This is a genomic window from Gordonia sp. ABSL11-1, assembly GCF_030315685.1.
Lineage (GTDB): Bacteria > Actinomycetota > Actinomycetes > Mycobacteriales > Mycobacteriaceae > Gordonia.
Genome location: NZ_JASXSI010000022.1, coordinates 17,930 through 42,409 on the forward strand (window position 1 = coordinate 17,930; position 24,480 = coordinate 42,409).

General features: G+C 67.8%; 25 protein-coding genes. 13 read left to right on the forward strand and 12 right to left on the reverse strand.

Translation table 11 applies throughout. The annotated features are described in order from the left end of the window. Positions 1 to 157 precede the first annotated feature (157 nt). The 9 genes from QSJ19_RS20650 (at position 158) to QSJ19_RS20690 (ending at position 8,833) form a co-directional block, all read left to right on the forward strand. Entirely contained in the window at positions 158 to 1,027 is an 870-nt protein-coding gene (locus tag QSJ19_RS20650) for an ABC transporter permease (protein ID WP_286322883.1), read from the forward strand. Then, entirely contained in the window at positions 1,024 to 1,791 is a 768-nt protein-coding gene (locus QSJ19_RS20655) for an ABC transporter ATP-binding protein (RefSeq protein WP_286322884.1), read from the forward strand. Before QSJ19_RS20650 ends, QSJ19_RS20655 begins: the two co-directional genes overlap by 4 nt. Beyond that, complete coding sequence (locus QSJ19_RS20660; RefSeq protein ID WP_502876293.1) at positions 1,769 to 3,400, forward strand: FAD-binding protein; 1,632 nt, start codon at positions 1,769 to 1,771, stop codon at positions 3,398 to 3,400. The genes QSJ19_RS20655 and QSJ19_RS20660 overlap by 23 nt, the downstream gene beginning before the upstream one ends. Further along, positions 3,397 to 3,756 carry a 4Fe-4S dicluster domain-containing protein gene (locus tag QSJ19_RS20665; RefSeq protein ID WP_286322886.1) on the forward strand — a complete coding sequence of 120 codons (360 nt, stop codon included), beginning with the start codon at positions 3,397 to 3,399 and terminating at the stop codon, positions 3,754 to 3,756. Before QSJ19_RS20660 ends, QSJ19_RS20665 begins: the two co-directional genes overlap by 4 nt. Positions 3,757 to 3,869: 113 nt before the next feature. Beyond that, on the forward strand, positions 3,870 to 4,907 hold the full coding sequence (locus tag QSJ19_RS20670) for an ABC transporter substrate-binding protein (RefSeq protein WP_286322887.1): 1,038 nt from the start codon (positions 3,870 to 3,872) through the stop codon (positions 4,905 to 4,907). Positions 4,908 to 4,941: 34 nt separating this feature from the next. Then, entirely contained in the window at positions 4,942 to 6,030 is a 1,089-nt protein-coding gene (locus QSJ19_RS20675) for an LLM class flavin-dependent oxidoreductase (protein WP_286322888.1), read from the forward strand. 306 nt (positions 6,031 to 6,336) lie between these two features. Continuing rightward, positions 6,337 to 7,278, forward strand: coding sequence for an ATP-binding cassette domain-containing protein (locus QSJ19_RS20680; protein ID WP_286322889.1), 942 nt, complete (start codon positions 6,337 to 6,339; stop codon positions 7,276 to 7,278). Then, positions 7,275 to 8,075 (forward strand): ABC transporter permease, encoded by an 801-nt coding sequence (locus QSJ19_RS20685; RefSeq protein WP_286322890.1) that lies wholly within the window; start codon positions 7,275 to 7,277, stop codon positions 8,073 to 8,075. Before QSJ19_RS20680 ends, QSJ19_RS20685 begins: the two co-directional genes overlap by 4 nt. Then, entirely contained in the window at positions 8,072 to 8,833 is a 762-nt protein-coding gene (locus QSJ19_RS20690) for an ABC transporter permease (protein ID WP_286322891.1), read from the forward strand. Before QSJ19_RS20685 ends, QSJ19_RS20690 begins: the two co-directional genes overlap by 4 nt. Before the next feature lie 124 nt (positions 8,834 to 8,957). Here the strand turns inward: QSJ19_RS20690 and QSJ19_RS20695 are convergent, their stop codons facing one another. The 3 genes from QSJ19_RS20695 to QSJ19_RS20705 all read right to left on the reverse strand — a co-directional run bounded on the left by QSJ19_RS20695 (position 8,958) and on the right by QSJ19_RS20705 (position 10,613). After that, on the reverse strand, positions 8,958 to 9,230 hold the full coding sequence (locus QSJ19_RS20695; protein ID WP_286322892.1) for a GlsB/YeaQ/YmgE family stress response membrane protein: 273 nt from the start codon (positions 9,228 to 9,230) through the stop codon (positions 8,958 to 8,960). 118 nt (positions 9,231 to 9,348) lie between these two features. Beyond that, the gene (locus QSJ19_RS20700; RefSeq protein ID WP_286322894.1) at positions 9,349 to 9,546 is read right to left on the reverse strand and encodes a CsbD family protein; all 198 of its coding nucleotides are present in this window, start codon (positions 9,544 to 9,546) and stop codon (positions 9,349 to 9,351) included. Between the two features lie 68 nt (positions 9,547 to 9,614). Then, positions 9,615 to 10,613: a zinc-binding metallopeptidase family protein gene (locus tag QSJ19_RS20705; protein ID WP_286322896.1), complete on the reverse strand. Its 999-nt coding sequence runs from the start codon at positions 10,611 to 10,613 to the stop codon at positions 9,615 to 9,617. 289 nt (positions 10,614 to 10,902) lie between these two features. On the opposite strand from QSJ19_RS20705, the gene QSJ19_RS20710 reads away from it, so the two are divergent. Beyond that, complete coding sequence (locus tag QSJ19_RS20710) at positions 10,903 to 11,139, forward strand: hypothetical protein (protein WP_286322897.1); 237 nt, start codon at positions 10,903 to 10,905, stop codon at positions 11,137 to 11,139. Here QSJ19_RS20710 and menE read toward each other — a convergent pair. The 5 genes from menE to QSJ19_RS20735 all read right to left on the reverse strand — a co-directional run bounded on the left by menE (position 11,136) and on the right by QSJ19_RS20735 (position 14,757). Further along, positions 11,136 to 12,296: an o-succinylbenzoate--CoA ligase gene (menE, locus tag QSJ19_RS20715; RefSeq protein WP_502876296.1), complete on the reverse strand. Its 1,161-nt coding sequence runs from the start codon at positions 12,294 to 12,296 to the stop codon at positions 11,136 to 11,138. The genes QSJ19_RS20710 and menE overlap by 4 nt on opposite strands. Next, positions 12,293 to 12,688 carry a DUF3349 domain-containing protein gene (locus QSJ19_RS20720; RefSeq protein ID WP_286322898.1) on the reverse strand — a complete coding sequence of 132 codons (396 nt, stop codon included), beginning with the start codon at positions 12,686 to 12,688 and terminating at the stop codon, positions 12,293 to 12,295. The genes menE and QSJ19_RS20720 overlap by 4 nt, the downstream gene beginning before the upstream one ends. Before the next feature lie 113 nt (positions 12,689 to 12,801). Beyond that, positions 12,802 to 13,110, reverse strand: coding sequence for a DUF3349 domain-containing protein (locus tag QSJ19_RS20725; RefSeq protein WP_286322899.1), 309 nt, complete (start codon positions 13,108 to 13,110; stop codon positions 12,802 to 12,804). Positions 13,111 to 13,167: 57 nt separating this feature from the next. Then, on the reverse strand, positions 13,168 to 13,446 hold the full coding sequence (locus tag QSJ19_RS20730) for a hypothetical protein (protein ID WP_286322901.1): 279 nt from the start codon (positions 13,444 to 13,446) through the stop codon (positions 13,168 to 13,170). An 81-nt stretch (positions 13,447 to 13,527) separates the two neighbouring features. Further along, positions 13,528 to 14,757 carry an inorganic phosphate transporter gene (locus tag QSJ19_RS20735; protein ID WP_286322902.1) on the reverse strand — a complete coding sequence of 410 codons (1,230 nt, stop codon included), beginning with the start codon at positions 14,755 to 14,757 and terminating at the stop codon, positions 13,528 to 13,530. Between the two features lie 202 nt (positions 14,758 to 14,959). On the opposite strand from QSJ19_RS20735, the gene QSJ19_RS20740 reads away from it, so the two are divergent. Further along, complete coding sequence (locus tag QSJ19_RS20740; protein WP_286322903.1) at positions 14,960 to 16,027, forward strand: LLM class F420-dependent oxidoreductase; 1,068 nt, start codon at positions 14,960 to 14,962, stop codon at positions 16,025 to 16,027. Positions 16,028 to 16,505: 478 nt separating this feature from the next. Here the strand turns inward: QSJ19_RS20740 and QSJ19_RS20745 are convergent, their stop codons facing one another. Together QSJ19_RS20745 and QSJ19_RS20750 are read right to left on the reverse strand one after the other, a co-directional pair. Beyond that, positions 16,506 to 17,705 carry a polysaccharide biosynthesis protein gene (locus QSJ19_RS20745; RefSeq protein WP_286322904.1) on the reverse strand — a complete coding sequence of 400 codons (1,200 nt, stop codon included), beginning with the start codon at positions 17,703 to 17,705 and terminating at the stop codon, positions 16,506 to 16,508. A 31-nt stretch (positions 17,706 to 17,736) separates the two neighbouring features. Continuing rightward, complete coding sequence (locus QSJ19_RS20750) at positions 17,737 to 18,690, reverse strand: glycosyltransferase family 2 protein (protein ID WP_286322905.1); 954 nt, start codon at positions 18,688 to 18,690, stop codon at positions 17,737 to 17,739. A 205-nt stretch (positions 18,691 to 18,895) separates the two neighbouring features. Here QSJ19_RS20750 and QSJ19_RS20755 point away from each other — a divergent pair, with 205 nt between their 5' ends. Together QSJ19_RS20755 and QSJ19_RS20760 are read left to right on the forward strand one after the other, a co-directional pair. After that, complete coding sequence (locus QSJ19_RS20755) at positions 18,896 to 20,233, forward strand: O-antigen polymerase (RefSeq protein WP_286322906.1); 1,338 nt, start codon at positions 18,896 to 18,898, stop codon at positions 20,231 to 20,233. Beyond that, positions 20,230 to 21,711 (forward strand): tyrosine-protein kinase domain-containing protein, encoded by a 1,482-nt coding sequence (locus QSJ19_RS20760; protein ID WP_286322907.1) that lies wholly within the window; start codon positions 20,230 to 20,232, stop codon positions 21,709 to 21,711. Before QSJ19_RS20755 ends, QSJ19_RS20760 begins: the two co-directional genes overlap by 4 nt. Here QSJ19_RS20760 and QSJ19_RS20765 read toward each other — a convergent pair. Continuing rightward, positions 21,680 to 23,278 carry a glycosyl hydrolase family 28-related protein gene (locus QSJ19_RS20765; protein ID WP_286322908.1) on the reverse strand — a complete coding sequence of 533 codons (1,599 nt, stop codon included), beginning with the start codon at positions 23,276 to 23,278 and terminating at the stop codon, positions 21,680 to 21,682. The two genes, QSJ19_RS20760 and QSJ19_RS20765, sit on opposite strands and share 32 nt — an antisense overlap. Continuing rightward, positions 23,275 to 24,432, reverse strand: coding sequence for a glycosyltransferase family 4 protein (locus tag QSJ19_RS20770; RefSeq protein WP_286322909.1), 1,158 nt, complete (start codon positions 24,430 to 24,432; stop codon positions 23,275 to 23,277). The genes QSJ19_RS20765 and QSJ19_RS20770 overlap by 4 nt, the downstream gene beginning before the upstream one ends. Positions 24,433 to 24,480: the final 48 nt, after the last annotated feature.

Below are 24,480 nucleotides of genomic sequence, written 5' to 3' on the forward strand. Positions count from 1 at the left end.
TCATCTGTCGTCCGGCCGTGGGTGCGCGTGCAGGCGTGGCAGTCGTCGAGGGGGCATTTCTCCGCGGTGAGTTCAATTGTTCTCGAGTCCGGCATGCCGACGTACGGTTCGTGGAACATCAGCCCCTGCTGCAGCCCACTCACTAGGCGGACCGCTCGTGACAACCCAACTCGACCGCGTCGTTCCTGTCGACGCGGCGTTCTCGCCGACCGGCACGCCGCCGACGTCGGTGCCCGTAGGGCCGGCGACTGCGCGTCGACGCCGGCTGCGGGGCGCCACCCGCGCCCTCCGACAGTCGATCGGGCTGATCCTCGTGATCGTCATCTGGCAGCTCGGCGCGCGTTCCTGGCTGGGCGCCACCACGCCCGCTCCGACGGAGGTGATCAACGCCGGATGGGATCTCATCTCGACCGGCGAACTGTGGCATCACCTCGCGGCATCCGCACGTCGCGTGGCCATCGGACTGTCGATCGGCATCGCGATCGGCCTGGTGCTGGGTGCCGCGGCAGGGCTGTTCAAGCTCGCGGAGGACCTGGTCAACGCACCCATCCAGGTGCTGCGGATGATGCCGGCGGTCGCGCTCGTCCCGGTCTTCATCATCTGGTTCGGCATCGGCGACCCGTTCAAGATCGCGTTGATCATCGTCGCGCCGATCTTCCCGATCTACCTCAACGTCCTCGCCGGTATTCGCGGTGTCGACCAGAAGCTGATCGAAGCCGCCGAGTCCCTGGAACTCACACGTGTCGAGCTGGTGCGCTACGTCGTGCTGCCCGGCGCGCTCCCGCAGATCTTCGTCGGGCTGCGGCAGGCGCTCGGCATCGGCTGGCTGGTGCTCGTCGTCGCCGAGATGCAGACCACGCCGGTCGGTCTCGGATTCCTGATGAACGACGCGAAGGAGTACCTGCGCGTCGACCAGATCTTCCTCGTCCTCGTCATCTACGCGATCCTCGGTCTGCTCACCGACATCACCGTGCGCCTCTTGGAGCACAGGTTCCTGCGCTGGCGCAACGGATTCGAGGGACGATGACCATCACACAGGGTGTCCGCGTGCGCGGCGCGGGCCGACGTTTCGACGACCACCAGGTCCTCGTCGACATCGACCTCACCATCGAACCCGGCGAGTTCGTGGCGCTGCTCGGCGCCAGTGGATCGGGGAAGAGCACGTTGCTGCGCGGCATCGGTGGACTCGACGACGGATTCACCGGCGAGATCGTCGCGCCGGCGTCGAAAGCCGTGGTGTTCCAAGAACACCGGCTGATGCCGTGGTTGTCGGCGTGGCGCAACGTCGCGCTCGGGTTGCGTGTCGATCAGCCGCGGCCGCGCGCTCTCGCCGCGCTGGCGGAGGTCGGTCTCGCCGACAAGGCGGACGCCTGGCCGACGACCCTCTCCGGCGGCGAGGCGCAGCGAACAGCGTTGGCGCGCGCACTCGTCCGCGAACCGGAACTGCTGCTGCTCGACGAACCGTTCGGCGCCCTCGACGCACTGACCCGGATCACCGCGCAGAAACTGGTCGCCCGGCTCTGGGAGCAGCATCGTCCGGCCACACTGCTGGTCACCCACGACGTAGAAGAGGCGCTGCTCCTGGCGGATCGCGCACTCATCCTCCGCGAGGGCCGGATCGCCGAAGAGATCGTCGTCGATCTCGACCGTCCACGGGCCGTCGTCGATCCCGCATTCGTCGCTCTGAGATCGCGGTTGCTGGCCGGGCTCGGGGTCGCGACCGACACCGCCCCGCAGCGAGAGTCCCGTACCGAAACCGTCTCTGCCGATGAGGAGTTCACCCGTGTCTGACGAACTGACGCTGACCACCGACGTCCTGGTCATCGGAGGCGGTCCCGCCGCAACCTGGGCGGCGATCAACGCGCGGGATGCCGGCGCCGAGGTGATCCTCGTGGACAAGGGCTACTGCGGATCGTCGGGCACGACAGCGCCGTCGGGCACCGGCGTCTGGTACGTCGCGCCCGACCCGGCGAAGCGTACGGAGGCCAAGGCCAGTCGCGAGACCCTCGGCGGGCACCTCGCCGATCATCACTGGATGGACCGCGTCCTCGACCAGACGTACGCGAACATGCATCGGCTCGGCACCGAGGGCCGTTATCCGTTCCCGGTCGACGCCGCCACCGGCGAGCCGATGCGCACCGGACTCCAGGGCCCGGAGTACATGCGCCGCATGCGGGCGTGGGTGCAGCGACGCGGCGTCCGCATCCTCGACCACTCGCCGGTCCTCGAATTGCTGACCGACGCCGACGGCGCGGTCCGCGGCGCCGCCGGATACCAACGCCAGTCCGACCGGGACTTCTCCATCACCGCCGGCGCCGTCGTCGTGGCCACGGGTGGCTGTGCGTTCCTGTCGAAAGCGCTGGGCAGCAACGTCGACACCGGTGACGGGGCACTCATGGCGGCCGAGGTCGGCGCGTCGTTCTCCGGGATGGAATTCGCGAACGCCTACGCCATCGTGCCGAAGGGGTCGACGGTGACCAAGACCGCCTACTATGGATACGCCACCTTCTTCCACGGCGACGGACGCATCGTCGAGGGCGCCGGTTCCATGAAGGGCCGCTCGGTCATCGCGCGAACCCTGCTGAACGAGAAGGTCTACGCACAACTCGACCGTGCCGACGAGAATGTCGCCGCCAAGATGCGGCTGGGGCAGCCGAACTTCTTCCTGCAGTTCGATCGTCGCGGTATCAACCCGTTCACCGACCGTTTCGAGGTCGATCTCCTCGCTGAGGGGACGGTGCGCGGAACCGGCGGGATCGACATCGTCGACGACGACTGCTGGACCGGCGTCCCGGGCCTCTACGCCGCCGGTGATGTCGCCACGCGTGAGCGCATCTGCGGTGGATTCACCGGTGGTGGCAGCCACAATTCGGCGTGGGCGATGTCCTCGGGAAGCTTTGCGGGCGCGGCCGCGGCGCGCGCCGCCCGAACGGCCGGACGTCCGGGCGCGAGTGCGGTGTCCGGGGCCGGAACCGTGGGACTCGTGCAGCAGTCGTCGTCGGCGGTGGCTCCCGACGAGGTGGTGCGAGCCGCGCAGGCACAGCTGATCCCGTTCGACAAGAACTACCTTCGCCACGCCGACCGGCTGCGTCCGGCGCTGGCCGAGCTCGACAACGTGTGGGCGGCGATCGCCGGAGGGGCGTACGGCGCGGACACCGCAGGCGGTCGAGTCCGTGCCCGGGAGGCGGCGGCGATCACCGCCGTCGGCCGATGGATCTATCGTTCGGCTCTGGCGCGTACCGAGTCCCGGGGGATGAGCAAGCGCGACGACCATCCCGGTCTCGATCCCGCGCAACACGGGCACGTCCGGACGGGCGGGCTCGACGAGGTGTGGGTGCGTGACGCCTCGCTCGATGCCGTGACCGCGCTCGACAGCCGTAACCTGCGGGTCCCGGCATGATCGAGATCGTGGTCGCCGACGCGTGCATCGGCTGCGACAAGTGTGTCGTCGCGTGCCCGACGAACGTCTTCGATCGCGGCGCCGACGGCGTGCCGACGATCGCGCGCCAGTCCGACTGCCAGACCTGCTTCATGTGCGAGGCCTACTGCCCGACCGACGCCCTGTACGTCAGCCCGTTGTCGACGCCGCTCGCGGACTCCGACGACATCCCCGCGGACCTCATCGGCAGTTATCGGGAGCGCCTCGGCTGGGGCAAAGGGCGCGAACCGGGCAGTCGAACGGCCGTCGGACCGCCCATACCGCATGGGGACCCGCCACCACGATTGGTCGATGTCGGGCGGGCGGTCGCGCACTGACGACGGCCCCCACCCGGTAACCACCTTCACCTGCGCGGACGGCACGAGCCGCCCGCAACCGACCCATGCCCGTCGCGTCACGTGCCGTGCGCGCTCGAGAACCAGGACACATCATGCTCATTCGTCGTCACCGATCCCCGTCCCGGGTGCGCCTCGGGATTCGACTGGCCGCCACTGGTGTGGCGCTCGCCGCGGCGTTCGCGGTGGTGGGGTGCGGCTCCGACACGTCGTCGACGGCGGAGCGAGACGTCATCGACACCCTCCGGGTGGGCGTGATCGGCTCGGCCAACGTGATCTCCGGACCGATCGGATTCGCCCACCAGAGAGGCGAACTCGTCGAGGCGTTGAAGCCGCTGGGCGTCGACAAGGTCGAGGTGTTCAGCTTCCCCAACGGGCCGGACCTCAACCAGGCGCTGATCGGCGGCCGACTCGACGTGGCCAGCTACGGTGACACCCCGGCGCTCGTCGCCAAAGGCTCGGGGCTGCAGACACGGCTCCTCGCGATCTCGCAGTTCAACAACGATGCGGGTGTCGTCGCCAAGGATCCGTCGATCCGCACGCTCTCCGACCTGGCCGGCAAGAAGATCGGCGTCCCAAAGGGCTCCTACATCGATCGGTATCTGCAAGGGGCACTGCAGGAACAGGGGATCGACGCCACGTTGATCCATCTGTATCCGGCCGATCAAGAGGGGCCGCTGAATTCGGGTGAGATCGATGCAGCGGCATTGCCTGCGGTGATCCCATCGGTGTCGTTGCAGACCTTCGAGTCCAAGGGCTTCCACCTCGTCGACTCGGTGTATCGCGATCATCCCGACCTCGCGGGCACCAGCTCCACCGTCAGCAGCGAACAATTCCTCGCGAAGCATCCCGACTTCGGCGCCGCATGGCAGCAGCTACACGCCGATTCGGTGCGCTACGCCAAGGAACACTGGAACTCCTACCTCGACTTCGAGGTCGGGAACTCCAAGGCCGCACCGGAGTCGATCCGCGCCGCGGCCAACCCGGACGGCTATTCCGAGGAACCGTTCCCTGCCGCCGGCGTGAAGCTGCTCCAGGGCACGAAGGCATTCCTGGTGTCGAACAACAGTGTTCGTACCGATTTCGACCTCGACGACTGGTTCTATCGATCGTCGTCGGCCGACAAGTCCTGACCATCTGAGTTGCACAGGCATTGAGGAGACACCGATGACGGCACGTGTCAATGAGCCCCGCTTCGGCGTGTGGGCCAATGTCTACGGGACGTGGGCGTCGGCCCACCATCCCGACGATCCGGTCGATGCGTCGTGGGAACGGAACCTCGCACTCGTCCAACGGGCCGAGGACCTGGGCTATCACAGCACGCTGATCGCCCAGCACCTGATCAACCCGTTCGCGCAGGAGTGGGATCAGCTCGAGACCTGGACGGCGACAGCCGCTCTGGCGGCCGCCACGTCGAAGATCGAGCTGATCGCCGCGATCAAACCATTGCTGTTCCATCCGGTGGTCCTCGCCAAGCAGGCCGCCAACATCGAGGAGATCTCGGGAGGCAGGCTGTCGCTGAACGTCGTCAACGCGTGGTTCAAGCCCGAGATCGAGCGCGCCGGGATCGCTTTCCCCGAGCACGACGACCGCTACGGGTACGGCACGGAGTGGCTCAGCATCGTCCGAAGGCTGTTGAGCGGTGAGGTGGTCAACCACGAGGGGCGCCACTTCAGCATCGACGGTTACCGGATCAGTCCGACCGGCCGCTTCCGGGAGCGTCCGCAGATCTATGTGGGCGGTGAGTCCGATCCCGCGCGCGATCTCGTGGCCGCGCAGGGTGACGTATGGTTCATCAACGGTCAGCCGTTGGAGAATGTGAACGCTCTGATCGACAGTGTCGCAACGCGACCGCGCGTCGGCCCTGCGGTGCGCTACGGACTGGCGGCGTTCGTCATCGCGCGCCCGGATGCCGAGGCCGCACAGGACGAACTCGCGTATCACTGGTCGCTGAACGAACGCGATCAGCAGTACCTGGAGAACATCGTCGGCGGCGCGGACGAGAAGGCGGTCATGTTCCAGACGTTCGCCAAGTACCCGGCGATCGGCACCAATGGTGGGACTGCGGCCGGTCTGGTCGGCTCCTATGACGATGTGGCGGAACGGATCGTCGAGTTCCACCGTGCGGGGATCGAGACGTTCATGCTGCAGTTCCAGCCGTTCGAGGCGGAGATGGAACGTTTTGCGACAGAGGTGATCCCGAGGGTGCGGGAGCTGCTGGCGGTGCCGGTGGCGCGGTCGGTGGTCGTCGGCTGAAACCGGCCTCCGGAGCGGCCGGACGTCGGCCGAGCGACCGCAGATGACGTGGAACGTAACGGTGGTTGTTACGTTCCACGTCACCTGTGAGGCGGTCTGTCAGCGTCGGACGGCGCCGGTCTGCAGCGGCCTACACCGGGCGTTGTGGCATTCACGGAAGGTGCCCTCGCCATCGGTCGGTGAGTTTTCCGCTGGTCAGATGACATCGAGGGAGATCGGCGATGGTACCGTCCGGGGAGACCTTGTGGTAAGGGTTACCTAACTACCGAGTGTGAGAGGGCCGCAGTGATCGTCGAAGCCAGAGGCGTGTACAAGTCGTTCAAAGAGGTCGAGGCACTCCGCGGGGTCGACCTCGAGGTCGATGAGGGAGAGATCCTCGGAGTGCTGGGGCCCAACGGGGCCGGAAAGACCACGACGATCAACATTTTGACCACGTTGATGCGTCCCGACGCAGGCGAGGTGCGTGTCGCCGGTATCGACGTGCTCTCCGACCCCGGTGAGGTGCGTCCCCTGATCGGCCTGACCGGCCAGTTCGCCGCACTCGACGCAAACCTGACTGCTCGCGAGAATCTCGTGCTGTTCGGGCGGCTGTTCAAGCTCGGCGCTCGAAAGGCCATGCGACGGGCTGACGAACTGCTCGAGGAGTTCTCACTCGCGGAGGCCGCGGATCGTCGAACCGTCACCTACTCCGGTGGAATGCGCCGTCGCCTCGACCTTGCTGCATCGATGATCGGCCGCCCACGCGTGCTCTTCCTCGACGAGCCGACCACCGGACTCGATCCGCGCAGTCGCAACATGCTCTGGGACGTCGTCCGGCAACTCCGGGGTGAGGGGGTGACCGTTCTGCTGACCACGCAATACCTCGCGGAGGCCGACGAACTCGCCGACCGGATCGTCGTCATCGACAAGGGCACGGTGATCGCCGAGGGCACTCCGGCAGAACTGAAGTCACTGGTGGGTGGATCGGTGTGTGAGGTCGTGATCGGCGAGCACCTGCGAGCGCAGGTGTCGGACGTGCTCGCGCAGCGATGGGAGATCACTCAGACGGACACCAAGGTGATCGTCCCAGCCGAGAGCGCCGCAACGCTTTTCGATGTGGTGCGGACGCTCGACGCGCAGCGACTCGTGCCGGACGACATCGGTCTTCGGCATCCGACTCTCGACGATGTGTTCCTGGCGCTGACGGGATCTGCGACATCGCCGGCGGCGCCTGCGCAGGAGTCCACGAGCACGGCGGGCCCGGCATGACAGCAGTGACCGAACGAGCGCCGGTCACCGCGCGACCGGCGCTCGTCGCCGACAGTGTCGCGCTCACCGTCCGTCACCTGCGACTGATGATGCGGAGGCCGGCATCGATCGTCGGCGGTCTCGTGCTGCCGGTCATCTTCGCCGTGCTGTTCCTGACCGTCTTCGGCCGCGTGATGGACCGAGCCGGCCTCGACTATCCGCAATACATGATGCCCGCCATCGTGATCCAGTCGGCCACGTTCGCCGCGATGTCCGGATCGGTGTGGGCCGCGGAGGACGCGTCGTCGGGCATGATCAATCGTCTGCGCGCCATGCCGATCGCGCGTCCGGCACCCGTCTTCTCGCTGCTGATCGGAGAGACCGTGCGATCTGTGGTCGGAGCGATCGTCCTGCTGGCCCTTGGGTACGGCTTCGGTTTCCGGTTTCAGACCGGCCCGCTGGGCGTGCTCGCATTCCTCGGGCTGGTCATCGTGGTGACCGCGGCAATCTGTCTGCCCTATCTGGTACTCGGGTACCGGCTGGCAGACGTGGAGCCGACACAGGCGCTCGGTGGTGTCATCTACTTCCCGCTCTTGCTCGTGTCGACGTTGTTCGTGCCGAAAGCGGCTTATCCGGGATGGCTTCAACCTGTGGTCGAGTACCAACCGCTGTCGTGCTTCGCGGAGGCGTTGCGCGCGGTCTCCACCGACGGATACACGGATGCGGCCGGCACGGTCGGGCTCGCGCTAATATGGGCGGCCGGACTGCTGGTGACCTTCGGGATCATCGCACCGCGCGTCTTCGGGAGGACGTCATGACCACAGACATCGCCGCGATGACGCGGCGCGGGGTCACGCTGATGTTCCGCTCGCCGATGACGCTGTCGACGTCGGCGTTCATGCCGATCATCCTGCTGTTGCTGCTGTCGGTCTCCTTCGGCGCGGTGGTGATGCCGGCAGCGGGGGTCTCGGACTATGTACAGTTCGCGACACCGCTTTTCGTGACCATGGGCGTAGTCTTCGGAAGCATTTCCACGGCCATTGCGGCGCAACAGGATCGCATCTCGGGGTTCGACGACAGGCTTCGCACACTACCGATCTCGCCGGTCGCGCCGCTGGCCGGCCGCATCATCGCGGATGTCGGCCGCAACCTGGTGACCCTCCTGCTCGTGAGCGTCGTGGCGATGGCGATGGGCTTCCGCTTCGACAACGGGATCGTCGGCGTCGGCGTCTACGTCGTGCTGCCCCTGGTCTTCGGGTTCGGGGTCGCGTGGTTCATGGTCGCGGTCGCCATGGTGGCGGACTCGGCGGAGAGTACGGCGTCGCTGCTCAATGCGGTTCTGCTCGTGTTGTCGTTCCTCTCCACCGGGATGGTGCCGATCGATGACCTGCCGGGATGGGCCCAGCCGGTCGCGTCGGCGAATCCGATCTCGCACATCGTGGAGGCCATGCGCTCGGCGACAACATCGGGAGCGAGCGTCGTCGGAGCGGACGCGATCGTCACGGTGGCGTGGTCGGCGGGGCTGACGGTTGTGTGTGGGTATCTTGCGGTGCGGGCGTATCGGCGCGCTCGCTGAGCGGGCCGGGTCGCGCGCCAAGACGGCGGTGAACTCACCCGCTCGTGAAAGGTCTGTTCATGGAGACGCAGACACGCCGGACGGCTCCCGCACATGCGATGGCCGTCCGGTGCGTCTGCGAGGCTCAGCGTTTGACGGCTCGTCCGCGGATCGAGAGGTAGGCGGCGATCAGAGCGATGGCCACGATGACCCCGACGATGAACGGGATGACCTCCCAGCCGCCGTTGCTGTTGCTGTAGCCGACCTGGTAGGTCAGCCACGAGCCGATCAGCGATCCGAGGATGCCGAGCACGATCGTGACAATGATGCCGATGTCCTGCTTGCCCGGCATGAGCAGTCGGGCCAGGGCGCCGACGATGAGGCCGACGACGATCGCGCTGATGACGGTTCCGATCATGATTCACCTATCCAGTTGTGACGCCAGCCGCAGCCGCAACATGTCGTGTCGAACAGAGTGACGGCAGGCTGCGGATGGGGACGGTGGCCGCGGGCGGCGGCCAATTGCGTGCCGGGACTCAGTGGCCGGTCAGCTTGTCCTTCACCGTGCCGGCGGCGTCCTTCACACTCTCGACGCCGTCCTTGACGGCCGACGACGCCTGGTCGCCCTTGCCCTCGTTCTTCAGCTCGTCGTCGCCGGTGGCGCTGCCGGTCGCTTCCTTGGCCTTACCCTTCAGATCCTCGGTCTTGTTGGAGATCTTGTCGTCGAGACCCATGGTGTTCTCCTTTGTCGGGTGTCAGGTCGGAATGTGCGGATACCCGGGGGGAAGAGTTCCAAACCTCGTCAGCTCGGCATCAGTCCGTGTACGAACCGGATCTTCTCGAGGACCTTCTCCGGCAGCACGAAGGGATAGAGGTCGGGGTGGCCCATCGACCGGTTGATCTGGTTGAGCGACCAGGTCAGCGGGAGCCACCATTCGACGATCTGATCGAAGCCGACGTCGCCGGGGAGCACGCTGTCGAGCGTCGAACCGGCCGGCGCCATGGCGAAGGCGGCAGCGGTGTCGAGGGTGTCGCGGATGTGCAGATAGTGCGCGAACGTCTCGGCGAAGTCCTCGGCCGGATGCATCGTGGCGTACGACGAGACGTACTCCTGCTTCCAGCCCTCCGGGGCGCCCTCGGAGTAGTGGCGGTCCAGGGCGGCCTGGTAGTCGTCGTCGGGGTTGCCGAACAGCTCCTCGAAGCGCGGGCGGACTTTGTCGTCGATGAGGACCAGTTGGTAGTAGTGGCCGGTCTCGTGGCGGAAGTGCCCGAGCAGGGTGCGGTAGGGCTCGTCGAGTTCGACGCGGAGTTGCTCGCGGTGGACGTCGTCGCCCTCCGCGAGGTCCAGGGTGATGAGCCCGTTGTCGTGGCCGGTGATGACCGACTGCTCAGAACTCGAGAGGAGATCGAAGGCCAGGCCGGTCTCCGGGTTCTCGTCACGGCCGATGATGGGCAGGCCGAGCTCGTCGAGCTCGAGGACCAGGCGTCGCTTGGCGGTCTCCGCACGTCCGTACTCGGCGCGCGCCTCGATATCGGTCTCTGGCGGGATGGTGCGGGTGAGCCGGCAGGATTCGCAGAGGCTCGGCGTGCCGGTCCACTTCACGAGCCAGTTGCACTGTGCCACCTTGGTGTTCTTGCACCGTTCGACGAGGGTGCCGTCGACGGTGGTCTGCTCTTTGTCGTCGAGGTCGTAGATGGCCCGGGTCTCGAGCCAGAAACCCAGTTCCTTCCCGCAGTGCAGGCACTTGCTGTTCTCGAAGGACAGGCGTTGGCCGCAGTTGTGGCAGAGGAAGTCTCGCATCGTCGTCGTCGCTTTCTGGGAGCAGTGGGATGGTTGTGGAGTTCCCACTGGATCGTGGTGTCAAACCACATGATCCATGAATTCGTGGCCGGGTGCGCATGAGACGACGCGGCAGTCACATGGGGAGCTGCCCATCCACATGGGGGATCACCTGTGTGGATGTCAGCTCTCCATGTGGATGCCGTCGAGGGCAAGGGGTGGGGACGATGGCGCCGGGTGAGGTCCGCATGAGAGTCACGAGAGAGCGTCGATAAGTGGATTATCCACTTATCGGCGTTCTGAGGTGACCATGGTGCGGATCGTCGGCGGGATGGGTGGCGGGTCCCGGGAACGTGCGGACACGATCGGCGGGATTCTGGACCCGGTCGGCGAGATTCTGGGCCCGGTCGGCGGAAAGTTGGACCCGGTCGGCGGAAAGTTGGACACGATCGGCGAGATTCTGGGCCCGGTCGGCGGAAAGTTGGACCCGGTCGGCGAGGGTGGCGAGATTCTGGGGGCGATGGTGGCGGAAAGTGGGCGAGGCTAGGAGAACCGGGCTCGCAGTGCCCGCCGGTCGACCTTGCCCGGGCCGCGGAGCGGGAGTTCGGTCAGCTCGATGACCTCTCGTGGTGCGGCGTAGCGGTCGAGCCGTTCGGCGACGGCACCGCGGATGCGGTCGGCGTCGAGAGTGCTTGCGCCCGAGGGGACGACGAACACGACGACCTTCTCGCCGAGTCGGTCGTCGGGGAGGCCGACGACGGCGCACTCGGCAACAGCGGGATCCTCGACGACGACGGCCTCGACGACCTGCGGCACGATCGTCAGCCCGCCGCTGGTGATGGCCTCGTCGGCGCGTCCGACGATGGCGAGCACGCCGTCGTCGTCGACGCGGCCGAGGTCGTCGGTGCGGAACCAGCCCGGCTCGGCGAAAGCCGGATGCTCGGGACGGTTCCGGTACCCGCGCGCGACCATCGGCCCACCGAGGACGACGCGGCCCACGCCTTCGGGATTCGCGTCGTCGATGCGGATCACGACGCCGTCGAGCGGAATACCGTCGTAGACACAGCCGCCGGCGGTCTCGCTCATCCCGTAGGTGCGGGTGATCGCGACGCCGGCGTCGATCGCCCTGCGCAGCAACGGGACCGGCGTCGCCGCACCGCCGACCAGCAGGGCGTCGACCCCGCGGAGTGCCGCGGTCGCGCGGGGTGAGTCGAGGACCTTGATCAGCTGGGTGGGGACGAGGGAGGTGTAGCGGCGCGGACCGTCGAGTGCGTCGAGGGCGCCGGCGAAGACCTCGGGGTCGAAACCGTCGTCGAGGTCGAGGACGGTCGGGGTGAACCCGGATGCCAACGCACGCAACAGGACCTGGAGTCCGGCGATGTGATGGGGAGCCAGCGCGAGCAACCAGTTGCCGGGTCCGCCGAGGCGGGCGGCGGTGGCTTCGGCGGAGGCGGTGAGCGAGGCGGGGGAGTGCTGGGCGCCTTTGGGGATGCCGGTGGTGCCGGAGGTGGAGATGACGAGGGAGAGGTCGTCGGCGATGGGTTCGTCGACGTCGAGGGCACCGCGAAGGACGACGACGTCGTGCGGGTCGTCGTCGGGGACCGGGACGTAGGCGGCTGAGCCGTCGAGGATGGCGGTCAGCTCATCGCGGCGGTCGAGGACGTCCGGCCGGGCCGGGAGGTGCAGGGTGCGGAGGACCTTCAGGGTCGGTCTCCGTCGGGCTCGTCGTCGGGGTCTGTCGATTCGGACCCGGGTGCCGTCGGCGGTTCGTCGGTTGCCGTCGGCGGTACGAGGGGAGTGTCGTCGAACGGCCAGCCGGAGGCCTCGAGGTGCTTGCGGACCCGGGCGACGTCCGCTTCGTGCGGGAGCTCGTGGGTCACTTTGGTGATCGCCACACCCGCGTCGATCTTCGAGATGGGCTCGGGCGGAGGTGGCGACTTCTGGATCAGGCCCGATGAGACCTCCTGGACCTCGTCTTCACTGAGTTGTCGACGAAGCAGTGCGACGAGTGGGATGTAGTCGCCCTGAGGTACGCCGTCCGGGTAGCCGGCCCGCAACCATTCGATGATCCGATGGAGGAATTGTGGTCGATCCACGACGACAACCCCCTTGTCTCCCCGGCGGCAGGAACTGACAGTGCTGCCGCGATTGTATGTGCTCATGCCGTGGTCTCGACACCGAGCGAATGCTGGATGCGCCGAGGCGCTGTTCAGGCGTTGCTGGCGGCGAGCGGCCAGCCGACGGCGGCGAGCCGGCCGGCGACCTGGTTGATCTCGTCCGGAGTGGGGGACTCCTGCGTGACCTTCGCGATCGCCTCTCTGATCTGGTCGTCGGTCACCGGTTGCCTCACCCCGTGGTCGCGAGCCAGGTTGAGGGCCACGGTGGTGACCTCACGCTCGTCGAGGACGCGGGTCAGCAGAGCCAAGAGCGGGGGGAACTCGGTGGGCGGGACGCCTTCCGGGTAGCCCTTGCGGATCCAGTTGATCGCCGATTCGAACAGCGGTGTGCCTTCAGACATGGCGGTGTCGCGTCTCCGATGTGAGGTGGCCAGGGATGCCAGGGGTCGGTCGGATGATCACTTGTAGCCGAACGGGAAGATCTTGACGTCGAAGTAGTAGTAGATCGTCTGTCGGGTGATCCAGAGCAGAGCGGTGATGATGATCAGCGCGACGACGGCGAAGATCACGTAGCCGAGTGCTCGCTGGGCCGGATTGCCGTGCGACACAGTGCCGTCGGCGTTGGTGCCGCCGCCCTCGGCGTGGAGGCGGAGACCGACCGCGAAGAGGGCAGGAAGGCCGGCACCGAAGATCAGGCCGACGATCAGAACTTTGCCGATCGCTTCGACGATGTCCATCGGGGAGAAGTCCTTTCGTGTGTGAGCTCGGTCCGTGTCACTCCGGGGAGTGGCGTCCGAGCCTCACGAAGAATCGGGAGGTCAGGCGACTGGGGTCTTGGTGTCGGTGGCGGTGTCGGCCGGGATGATCGAGTTGGTGGACTCGTCCCATTCGGCGTTGACGTTGTTCGAGTCGACCTTGTTCTGCTGGGCGCGCCAGTACATGTAGCCCGACGCGACGATCAGGAGCGCAAAGATGGCGATCGCGCCGGCGACGTTGCCCAGGAGGTGGGCGATGAAGTACGACGCCGCGCCGACGAGCCCCGCAGCGGGGAGGGTGGTGACCCAGGCGACGGCCATGCGGCCGGCGACGGCCCAGCGCACCTGGGCGCCCTTCTTGCCGACGCCCGAACCGAGGATCGAGCCGGTCGCGACCTGCGTCGTCGAAAGCGCCATGCCTGCGGCGCTCGAGGTCAGGATGATCGCGGCCGACGACGCCTCGGCAGCCATTCCCTGCGGCGAGCTGATCTCGACGAGGCCCTTGCCGAGGGTGCGGATGATGCGCCAGCCGCCGAGGTAGGTGCCGATGGCGATGGCGCCGGCGCAGCTGAAGACGACCCAGAACGGGAGTCCGTGGCCGACCGTCGAGGCGTCGAGGTGGCCGGTGACGATCAGTGCCATGGCGATGACGCCCATGGTCTTCTGCGCGTCGCCGGTGCCGTGGGCGAGGGACACGAGCGAGGCGCTGGCGATCTGACCGTAGCGGAAGCCCTCTTCCTTCTTGCTCTCCGCGATCCTCTTGGTGATGGCGAAGACCAGCCAGGTGCCGCAGGCGGCGACGAGGCACGCGATCACCGGGGCGAGCAGGGCGGGCACGATGATCTTCGAGAACACGCCATGCCAGTTGATCCCGGACATGCCGATCGCAGCGATACCTGAGCCGATGAGGCCACCGAACAGGGCGTGCGACGAGCTCGAGGGCAGACCGAACAGCCAGGTGAAGAGATTCCAGAGGATGCCGCCGATGAGGCCGGCGAAGATGATCAGCAGGGCCGTCGTCGGGGTCAGGCCCGAGATGATGTCGCCCTTGTCGTCGCCCGAGGTCTGCTGGATGTTCAGCACGTCTTTGGTGATGGTGGCGGCGACCTCGACCGAGAGGAATGCGCCGACCAGGTTCAGGATCGCCGAGAGGCCGACGGCCACCTTGGGCTTCAGTGCGCCCGTGGCGATCGATGTCGCCATGGCGTTTCCGGTGTCATGGAATCCGTTTGTGAAGTCGAAACCCAGTGCCGTGATGACCAACAGCACCAGGATCAGCATCTCGCCGCTCATGCTCATAATCATGCGGTTCACCTGGCGGTTTCACCTAACAGACAAGTGTCCGATTCGAGCAGTTCGACCTGGGCGTTTCCTGAGACGGCGACGGTGTTCACCGATTGTTCATGTAAGCGTCCGCAACCCGTCACCGGATGCGCTGGAGCGAGCGCTCGGGCGGGCTGGTGACCGGCCGAACTCGCTGTGGAAGAATCCGGTCATGACTGCTGCGCTGAAGCTCGGGATGCCGATCAACTACGCGGGTGACTTCCGCGAGACCATCAACAATCTGGCCGATTTCGAGGCTGTGGGCGTCGACCGCATCGCGGTCCCGGAGGCCTACAGCTTCGACGCGGTGAGCCAGCTCGGCTACATCGCGGCGAAGACCGAGCGCATGGAACTGCAGACGGCCATCCTGCCGATGTTCTCGCGCACGCCGACGAACCTCGCGATGACCGCCGCCGGTCTCGACTACATCAGTGACGGGCGTGCGGTGCTCGGGATCGGCGCGTCCGGCCCGCAGGTCATCGAGGGCTTCCACGGCGTCAAGTACGACTACCCGGTCGGCCGCGCTCGCGAGCACGCCGAGATCTGTCGGCGGGTGTGGCGTCGCGACAAGGTCGACTTCCAGGGCAAGCATTACACGCTGCCGCTCGACGAGGAGCACGGCGGTTCCGGCCTCGGTAAATCGCTGAAGATCATCAATCATCCGGTGCGCGATCGCATTCCGATGCTGCTGGCGGCCATCGGCCCGAAGAACACCGAGCTGGCAGCGGAGCTGTTCGAGGAGTTCCAGCCAATCCTGTTCAACCCCGAGCAGATCCAGTCGGCCTTCGGTGAGGCGCTGGCCGCCGGCAAGGCGAAGCGTGATCCGTCGCTCGGCGAGCTCGGGATCGTCGTGCAGGCCACCGCGCGTGTCTCCGACGACGCGCAGGAGATCGAGAACGCGCTCGAACTCGTGCGCCATCATGCGGCGCTCTACATCGGCGGAATGGGTGCCCGCGGCAAGAACTTCTACAACACCCTCGCGCAGCGCTACGGCTACGTCGAGGAGGCCACGCTCATCCAGGATCTGTATCTCGACGGCAAGAAGGCCGAGGCCGCCAAGGCCGTGCCCGACGATCTGGTGCGCGCGATGTCGCTGATCGGCTCCGAGGCGGAGGTCGCCGAGCGTGCGGCCGCGTTCCGCGATGCCGGCGTCACCTGCATCCTCGCGTCGCCGGTGGCGGGCACGCACAAGGAGCGGGTGGCCGACATGGAGGTGCTGAAGGGGATCTTCGGGGGGTAGGTGTGGGCGCGCCCCGGCGTGGGTGCGCCCCGGGAACTGGGTGCGCCGGGGGGCCGGGGAGATGAGTGCGCCGGGGGGTGGGTGTGCCGGGGAGATGAGTGCGCCGGGGGGATGGGTGTGCCCGGGGGGATGGGTGTGCCCGGTGGGAATGGGTGCGCCCGGTGGGAATGGGTGCGCCCGGGGGAATGGGTGCGAGGCCGGGGGAATGGGTGCGAGGCCGGGGGGATGGGTGCGAGGCCCGGCGGGCTCGGGGCGCCCCCGGGAAAGCGCCCCGGAAATGCACCCGGGTCAGGCGTGTTGGATGTCGGCGGGTCGCGCTGATCTGGGGAAACGCCGAAGTGCTGGGCGCTTTTCCGGGCGGGCGCATTTCGTGGGCGCATCCCAGGGGCGCTTGTCCGCACCGACCGGCCCTGCCCCTGCCCCTGCCAATTGCCCCCTGCCCCTGCTCATTGCCCCATGGGGCCGCGAGCCCCGGCCGTCAGACCGTCTCCGACTCCGAATCGTCCCGACTCTTCTTGCGTTCGAAGATCGAGTGGTAGTCGGGCGCGGCCTTGCGTGCGGCGAAGTGGTACGGCAGGAACATGATCACCTCGGTGATCACGAAGGACAGGAACACCGCCGTCGCGGTGTGGAAGATGTACAGGAACGACAGGCCGAGCACCACGTAGAGGGCGGTGCTCGCGGCCCGCAGCCAGAACACCTTGGCCGTATGTCCCACGCGCCGGAGTGCGGCGAAGGGAACGGTCGAGAACAGCATCGTCGCCTTCCACAGGCAGGCGATCACCAGGGCCGGGACGAGTGAATGTGACCATGCCGGCCCGAAGATGAGGCTCCACAGGCCGAGGTACGCGGCGACCACGATCGCCCCGACGCCGGCGGCGAAGATCAGCGCGACGTGCGCGACCTCGCCTTTGTGGCCGTGGGCGAGTTGTCGAACCCGGCCGTAGGCGAGGACGGGTTCGAGAACCCCCGAGATCGTCGAGACGACACGGAATCCGACCGATGCCGCGGGACCCAGGACGACGAGGATGAACGACGTCAGGATCGGCTGGACGATGCCGACCGACGCGGTCTCGCCGGTCACCCACGCGGCGCGGCGCAGGTCCGGTGGCATCCCCGACTCGCGGTGCGCCGGCCGTGGCCAGAACCGGCACAGCACGGCCAGCATCGCGCCCGCGGCCAGGACGCGCACACAGTGGGGGTTGTCGTGGACGGCCAGCAGCAGCGCCGACAGACATCCGGCCACCAGGATGACGGCGGCCACCGCCTCGAGACGCCAGCGCCCCTGGACGACACCGATGGTGCGCGCCATCAGCAGGCCCGACGACAGGCCGAGCACACCGAGCAGGGTGATCACGGGTGCGGGCACCGTCGGGCTGACGATGAGCAGGACGCCGGAGCCGAGGGACAGCAGCGCCATCCACCAGGGCATCGAGATGTCGTGGTCGGCTTCCGGTGTGGCCAGCCGCGACTCGACGACGAACGCCGACAACAGCTGTGCGACGTAGGTGCCGATGGTCAGCGATACCGCGAGCTGACCCTGATGGTCGATCGGCGCGACGCGGGCGAACACGGCGATGAAGATCGCGGGAAAGGCGTTGAGCGCCAGACCGGCCGCGATCTGCACGACCGCCTGCAGGTGTTTGACGTCGACTTTCGACAGGACGGGAGCGAGCACTCCACCGCGCCGTGCGGTGGGTGCGTCGTGATCATCGGAGGACAGCGCGGTGGTCCCTGTCTCTGGAGAGCTTCCTGCCAAGGAGGCCCTCGGTGCGCCCGATCAGCAGTGCCAGACCGTCGCCGGCACGGAACTTCCGCCGCTTCCGCAACGGCAGCGTGGCCGCGCCGGCGAGCAGTCGGAGCTTGTCGAGCACCGGATATCCCCAACGCCGATAGATGAAGCCGGTGCCGCGACCGTAGTTGCGGAGTTTGCGACGCCGCTCGGCCGGCGTGAGGTGAGTGAAATCGGTGTGCCCGCGGACGACGATGTCGGGCGCCCAGCGAATGGAGAAATCGTCCAGCTCGGCCAGACGCAGGACGAGGTCGGTCTCGTCGCCGCTCTGCCACGGGCTGTCGGCACCCGACCCGATCGTGGAGTCGAACCCGCCGACGGTGACGTAGTCCTTGCGTCGGATCGCCATGCTGGGTACGACGACCGACCAGGCGTTACGCCGGGTGAACTCGGCGTCGGCCGGGGGAAGGGTGTTGCGGTCGCCGTCGGCGTCGATCAGCCGGGCGGCGCACACCGACGCGCTGGGGGTGCAGTGCGCGGACAGGCGTTCGAGGAAGTCGTGTTCGAGGCGGCAGTTGTCGGTGAGGAGATAGACCCAGTCGACGTCGTCGGTGAACTGCGCGACGGCCGCGTTGTGGCCCGCGGTGCTGCCGCCGTGTTTGACCACAGTCCGGATGGTCAGCACGTCCGAATACCGGTCGTGCACCTTCGTCAGGCCCTCGGCGGCGTCCATGTTGTCGTCGTAGGCAATCGACACCACGGCCGGGCGTACGGTCTGCGCGGCGAGGTCGTCGAGCAGGCGACAGATCGAATCCCACCGGCCCACCGTGGTGATGGCCATCCCGAACGACGGGGAGTCCCCGCGGTCGCCGGTGTCCCCGGTCGACGGTCTCTCGTCGCGATCCGTGGACGCGTTCCGTCCCGCCGTCATGTCACCACCGTCATGTCAGAACCCCTCGGGAGCGCGTCGGATGGCCCCCCGAATCCACCTGTCCGAACGCCCCCGCGTCTCGCGCGGCGGCCGAACTCACGCGCCATAGTGTATGGCTTACGTGCCATAGTGTATGGCACGAGAGGGTGACCTTGTGCTCGACGAACGGCTCGCCCCGAATCGACGAGGCAGGGGGCACGGGCACGTGAACGATTCCGCCCTGCCCGAATCCGCCACACCCGCGTGGTGGTTGACGCCCGCGGTGCTGATCCTCGTGCCGGTGGCTGCATCGATCTTGTCGTGGATCTCGCTGATCGCGTGGTGCTCGGCCGGTGGGTGCCCGGCCGGATCGTGGCTGCAGCTGCGCGGGTTCCTGGAGCCGTCCCCGATCACCGTCGCGGGCGTCACGCTGCTCATGGTCTGGTATGCGCTGGTCGTCGTGCTCGCCACCGTCGGCTGGCGCCTGGGGACCGGCACCCGCCCGTCGGCCGAACTCGTCACCCGGACGCGTCTGCCCGCCTTCGAACGTCGCTACTTCCTGCTGATCCTGGTGGTGGCGACGATCGGCGTCGGCTACTCCTACTACCGCATCGCCGGGACGACGTCGATCATCGACTCCCTCGTGACGCAGACGGGCAACTCCTTCACCGAGGCCCTGCCGGCGTCGGCGGGTATCCCGACCCTGCGCTACGCGACGATCCTCGCCGCACCCCTCGGCGTGCATCTGTGGCGCACCACAGTCATCGGGGCGCCGCTGATGATCGGGGCGGTGGTGCTGCTCCTGCTCAATTCGATGGTGGCGTCGCGACTCTCGCTGCTGATGGCGGTCGTGGTGTATCTGGTCATCTGGTCGGCGGCGCGGCGCAGGGCCGACGGCGGGACGCGAAAGCCGCTGCGTCCGTGGATGGTGATCGCCGGTGTGGTGGTCCTGTTCGCCCTGCTGACCACGTTGAACTACGTGCGCAACGGCAACTACTACCGCGACGCCGGGGTCTCGAATCCGGTGGCGATGAACGTCTATCAGATGGGTGCGTATCTGGCGGTGCCCGCGCAGGTCTCGCTCGGGGTGTCCGATGCGGTGATGCGCGGTAGTTTCGAGAAACCGGGCAGCGTGGGCGGATCGGTCAGTGCAGCTCTCCCGAGCTTCCTGGTGCCCGAGGACGAGACGCGTGGCAAGGAGGCGGTGGACGCCGGCCTGTACGACTTCACCGTGTCGTCGGCGCCGAACTTCACGACGAACTCCGAATTCGCCGACACCTATGCCGATTTCGGTGCCTGGGGATGGTTCTACACCCTCCTCCTGTTCCCTCTCGCCGGATACATCTCCGGCCGGTTCTCGACCTACGGTCCGGTGATCGCGGGCACCACCGGGGTCATCGCGTACTGCTTTGCCGAGGTCTGGCGCATCCAGCTCCTGACCCAGGGGATCGTCGTGTTCCTCGTGCTGCTGACCGTCGTCGGCATGGCGGTGGCGGGAGCAGGCCTGCGGACTCGCGCGGACTCCGACGACGAACGTCTGTACGAGAGAAGTGGAGTCACGTGAGCAACAGTGCAGTGGGTGTGACCTACCGTCCCGATGCGACCGGCAACGACTGGTTGCGTTCGACGGCGGGGGCGATCCGGGACCAGTGGATCGTCATCGTCGTGTGCGCTCTGGTGGGTGGTCTCGTCGGCCTCGTCCTGACCACACAGCAGACCCCGATGTACGAGTCGTCGGCGACGATCTACCAGACGCCCCGGCCTGCGGACAGCGACAGCGTGAGCCAGCAGCGGACCGAGGCCTACACCGAGCTGCTGACCTCGGACCGATTGATCGCGACCGCCCTGGCGCAGAGCGGGCTGCCGATGTCGATCGGTGAGGCACGCGATGCGACCACCGCCGGCGCCAACACGGGCAGCGCGATCCTGACCGTCACCACCCGGACGGAGAATCCGCAGACATCGGCGACGCTGGCCAACGCGCTGGCCGATGCGCTGCCCGCCACGGTGGCCGCGCTCGACGGCGACCAGCCCGCCACCCCGGTTGCCGGGGACGCCGCGAACGCAGACCAGGTGCGCCTGTCGGTGATCACGCCCGCGGTGCCCGACAGCCGCGGCGAGGGCCGAAACTTCGGACGCAACATCGCGCTCGGCATCGTCGCCGGCCTCCTGGTGGGGCTGTTCTACTCCTACGTCCGCGGCCTGCTCGGGCGACGCGTGCGTGACGAGGCAGAGGTGAGTCGATTCCTCTCCGGTCCGGTGCTCGCGACGATCCCGTCCGAGAAGTCGCTCGGGGAGTCGGGCATCGTCGATTACCACCATCCGGACAACCGTGCGGCTCGAGCACTCCGGCGACTGCGCACCACGGTGACCGGGCGGCAGTCGGGGCCGGCCACGCTGCGCTCGATCGTCGTGACCGGGGCATCGGCGGGTGACGGGTCGACGACGGTCGCGGTCAATCTGGCGATCGCGCTGGCGGACAGCGGCTCCGAGGTCGTGCTGGTCGACGCGGCGCTCGACGGGCGGCCGGCGGGGTCCCGGCACGCCCCCGACGCGGTGTCATCGCGGGACGGGCTCACCACCTATCTCGGCGGTGGAGGCAGGCTGGGGGAGTTCATCTCCCGGACCTCGCGGTCCCATCTGTCGCTGGTTCCCGCAGGCCCGGCGGTCGGCAACTCGTCCGAGCTGCTCGCCTCGCAGCGGTTGTCGGACGGCCTCACCGAATTGGCGGAGCAGTTCGATCACGTCATCGTGGACACCGCTTCCCTGCGGGAGTCGTCGGATCCGCTCGTCGTCGGTCGGATCGCCGACGCGGTCCTGGTCGTCGCGCGGTCCGGGCACACGCGATACGGCGACCTGCGCACGGCGGTCGAACGTCTCGCCCTCGCCGACGTCGCGGTCCTCGGTGTCGTGCTGAACGGTTCACCGCGCCCGGCATGGCAATTCGGCCGCGGCGTGCGTGCCGGGCGGCCTGCGGGTCAGGTGCTCGCCGACGTGCCTCCCGGAACGGCTATCGACACACCACTTCCACAGGATCGCTGAGCCGCGCGGGGGTCGTCTCGAGTTTCTCGATGGCCACCGGGTTCTCGGGCGTCGCTCCGGGCGCACAGGCCGACCGGGTGGTCGCCGAGACCGCCGTCCACGACGACGGCGCGCCCCGCCAGGTGATCTCGGCGGCGGTGATGCGACCGGTCGACTCCTGGAACGACAGGGCCGGGCCCGCCGAGTCCCGATCACGGGGTGAGCCGGTCACGGTCACCGCGATACGGTCGACCTCGAAGTCGTCGGACCTGTTGGCGGAGAACGCGATCGCCGGGGTCGTGCTCTCGATGTCGACCTCCCCGAAGGTGACTCCGCGAGTCGTCTGCAGGCCGACGATGCCGGTGCCGTCGGCGATGTCGTCGGCCGCGACGGTGAGGCCTCGCAGCGTGACGCCGGTGGCCGGCCGGGTGGCGGTCGACTCGACGAGGGCCGACCACCGTTCGCACCGTCGGACGGTGATCTCGGAGAGCTCGAAGTCGAATCGGCTGAACGTGTCGTCGGCGGCGCCTTCCGGCCGGGCCAGCACGTGCACGCCCGACTCGCCGTCCTCGACGGTGAGGCCGGTCAGTCGAATACCTTGCGAGGCAAGATATTTCCATTCGGTATCGGAGTCGGGGGCGGCGCTGTCGACGATGACCCCGGCGCCCGTACGCACACCGGTCACCGAGACGCCGGTGGCGGTGACCCGGTTCGCCCCCGCCAGGCGCACACCGTTGGCGGCACCATCGGAGACGGTGATGTCGGCGATGGTGAAGTCGGCGTCGGACCAGTCGGTCAGCGCCGACAGCGAGAACGTCTCGGCGTCGTTGTCGAAGCCGTCGGACTCCGAGTGGTAGGTGACCAGCGCGAGGCCGTCGTCGCCGGTGTTGCTGGCCGTGCAGTTGCGGACCTGGCCGCGTCGGCACGCGTTGAAGTGGATGCCGTCGGCCATGGTGTCGGTCGCGCGGACGTTGGTGACCGTGACGTCGGAGACGCCCATCATGATCACGCCCGCCTGCGGGCTCGACCGGATAGCGCAGTCCGCCAGCGTCACACCGGACACCGGGCCCTTCGAGCCGGTCCACTCGGCCGGCACCGACGATCCGTCGGACGGGTATCCGACGACCCGGATGCCGTCACCGAAGGACCGCTGCGACGGTTGGGTCGCCCACCGAATCTGCACGCCCCGCAACGAGACCTGCGACGCCGGGCCACGCACGACGAGACCGTGGCTGGTCCCGCTACCGTCGTCGGCGAGGTTGTCCATCACCAGTTCGGCGCGGGCGTCGAACTCGACACCGACCCGATCCAGGCCGGTGAGGGAGATCGCCGCGCCGCCGTCCGGATCGCGCTGGCCGTACCGATACGTACCGGCCGGGAAGTACAGGGTGTCGCCCGTTCTCATCTGGGCGACGGCTCTGCCGATCGCCGCCGAGTCGTCCTGACGGCCGTCGCCGACGGCGCCGAAATCGTGGACGTCGTGGGTCGAGCCGGACGACGAGGAGGAGCACGCCGCGAGGGCCGCCGTCGCCGGGATCATCGCCAGGAACGAGCGGCGGGACACCTGCCGCGCGGAAGGGGTTGTCATCGTGCGGCTTCCAGTTCGGAGCAGATGCGTGCGGCGGCCGCGGTGGGATCGATCGCAGCCTGTCGTCGTGTCACATGGGCGAACCCACGCTCCGCCAGCGCACGTCGGGCGTCGTCGTCTCCGCAGAGGCGGGCCAGCAGTTGCCCCAGCGCCCGCGGATCGTGCGGATCGAAGAAGTCCGCGCCGTCGCCGCAGGTCTCCCGCAGGACAGGGATGTCGGAGGCGAGGACGGCGGTCCGCGACGCCATGGCCTCCAGCGGTGGCAGGCCGGCGCCCTCGTACAGCGACGGCATGATCAGTATGTCCGCACCGGCGACCAGCGCACGCAGCCGGTCGAACGGCACCTGCCCGGTCACCTCGACGCGGGAGCCGAGCTCGCCGACGATGCGTGCGACACGGTCGTCGGCGGTGCGGAGCGTCTCACCGCCGCCGGCGATGACCAACCGATGCGGGACGTCGGCCGAGATCCGGGTGAACGCCTCGAGGAGCAGCACGAGGTTCTTGTGTCTCTTCACATTTCCGACATAGAGCAGGTATGGATGCCCGACGCCGGGATCGGGTAGGCCGTCGGTGGTGAACCAGACGTCGTCGACCGGTATCGGGGTGACGAGGACGCGCGCGGAACGGGTGGTCTCGCCGAGACGACGCGCGGTGGTGTCGGACGGCGTGAACACCGTTGCCGCTCTGCGGGCGTCGAGCCGGAGCATGGCCGCGGCATAGGTGCGTCGGGCGCGGCCCTGGTTGCTCAGCGCGGCGTCCTCGAGGTGCAGGGTGTCGTGGACGGTGGTGAACAGTCGGACGGCGCGGTCGCGGGGATTCAGCAGTGCCAACGGGAACGGGTAATGCGGCACCCACAGGGCCCGCGGCCGGCACGCGTGGAGCGCGTACTGCCAGACCCGTTGTTCGGCGGCCGTGTACATCGCGGCGTCGTGAGGGGATGCCGTGATGACGCGAGTCTCGTCGTGCACCGTCGGCGCGGAGTCGGCGTCGGTCAACACGGCCAATCGCAGCCCGCGGTCCGCGGTCACCCGCTCGAGGTGGGGGATCTGGGTGCGGATGTAGGTACCGATGCCGCTCTGACGGATGTGGCGCGCGTCGAACAAGATGTCCACGCCGTCGTCGGCCGACCGTGGGTCGTGACCGGTACCGCGCACGTCGACTGTCCTTTCCAACGATGGGCCTCTCCACGACGGGGGACGCCG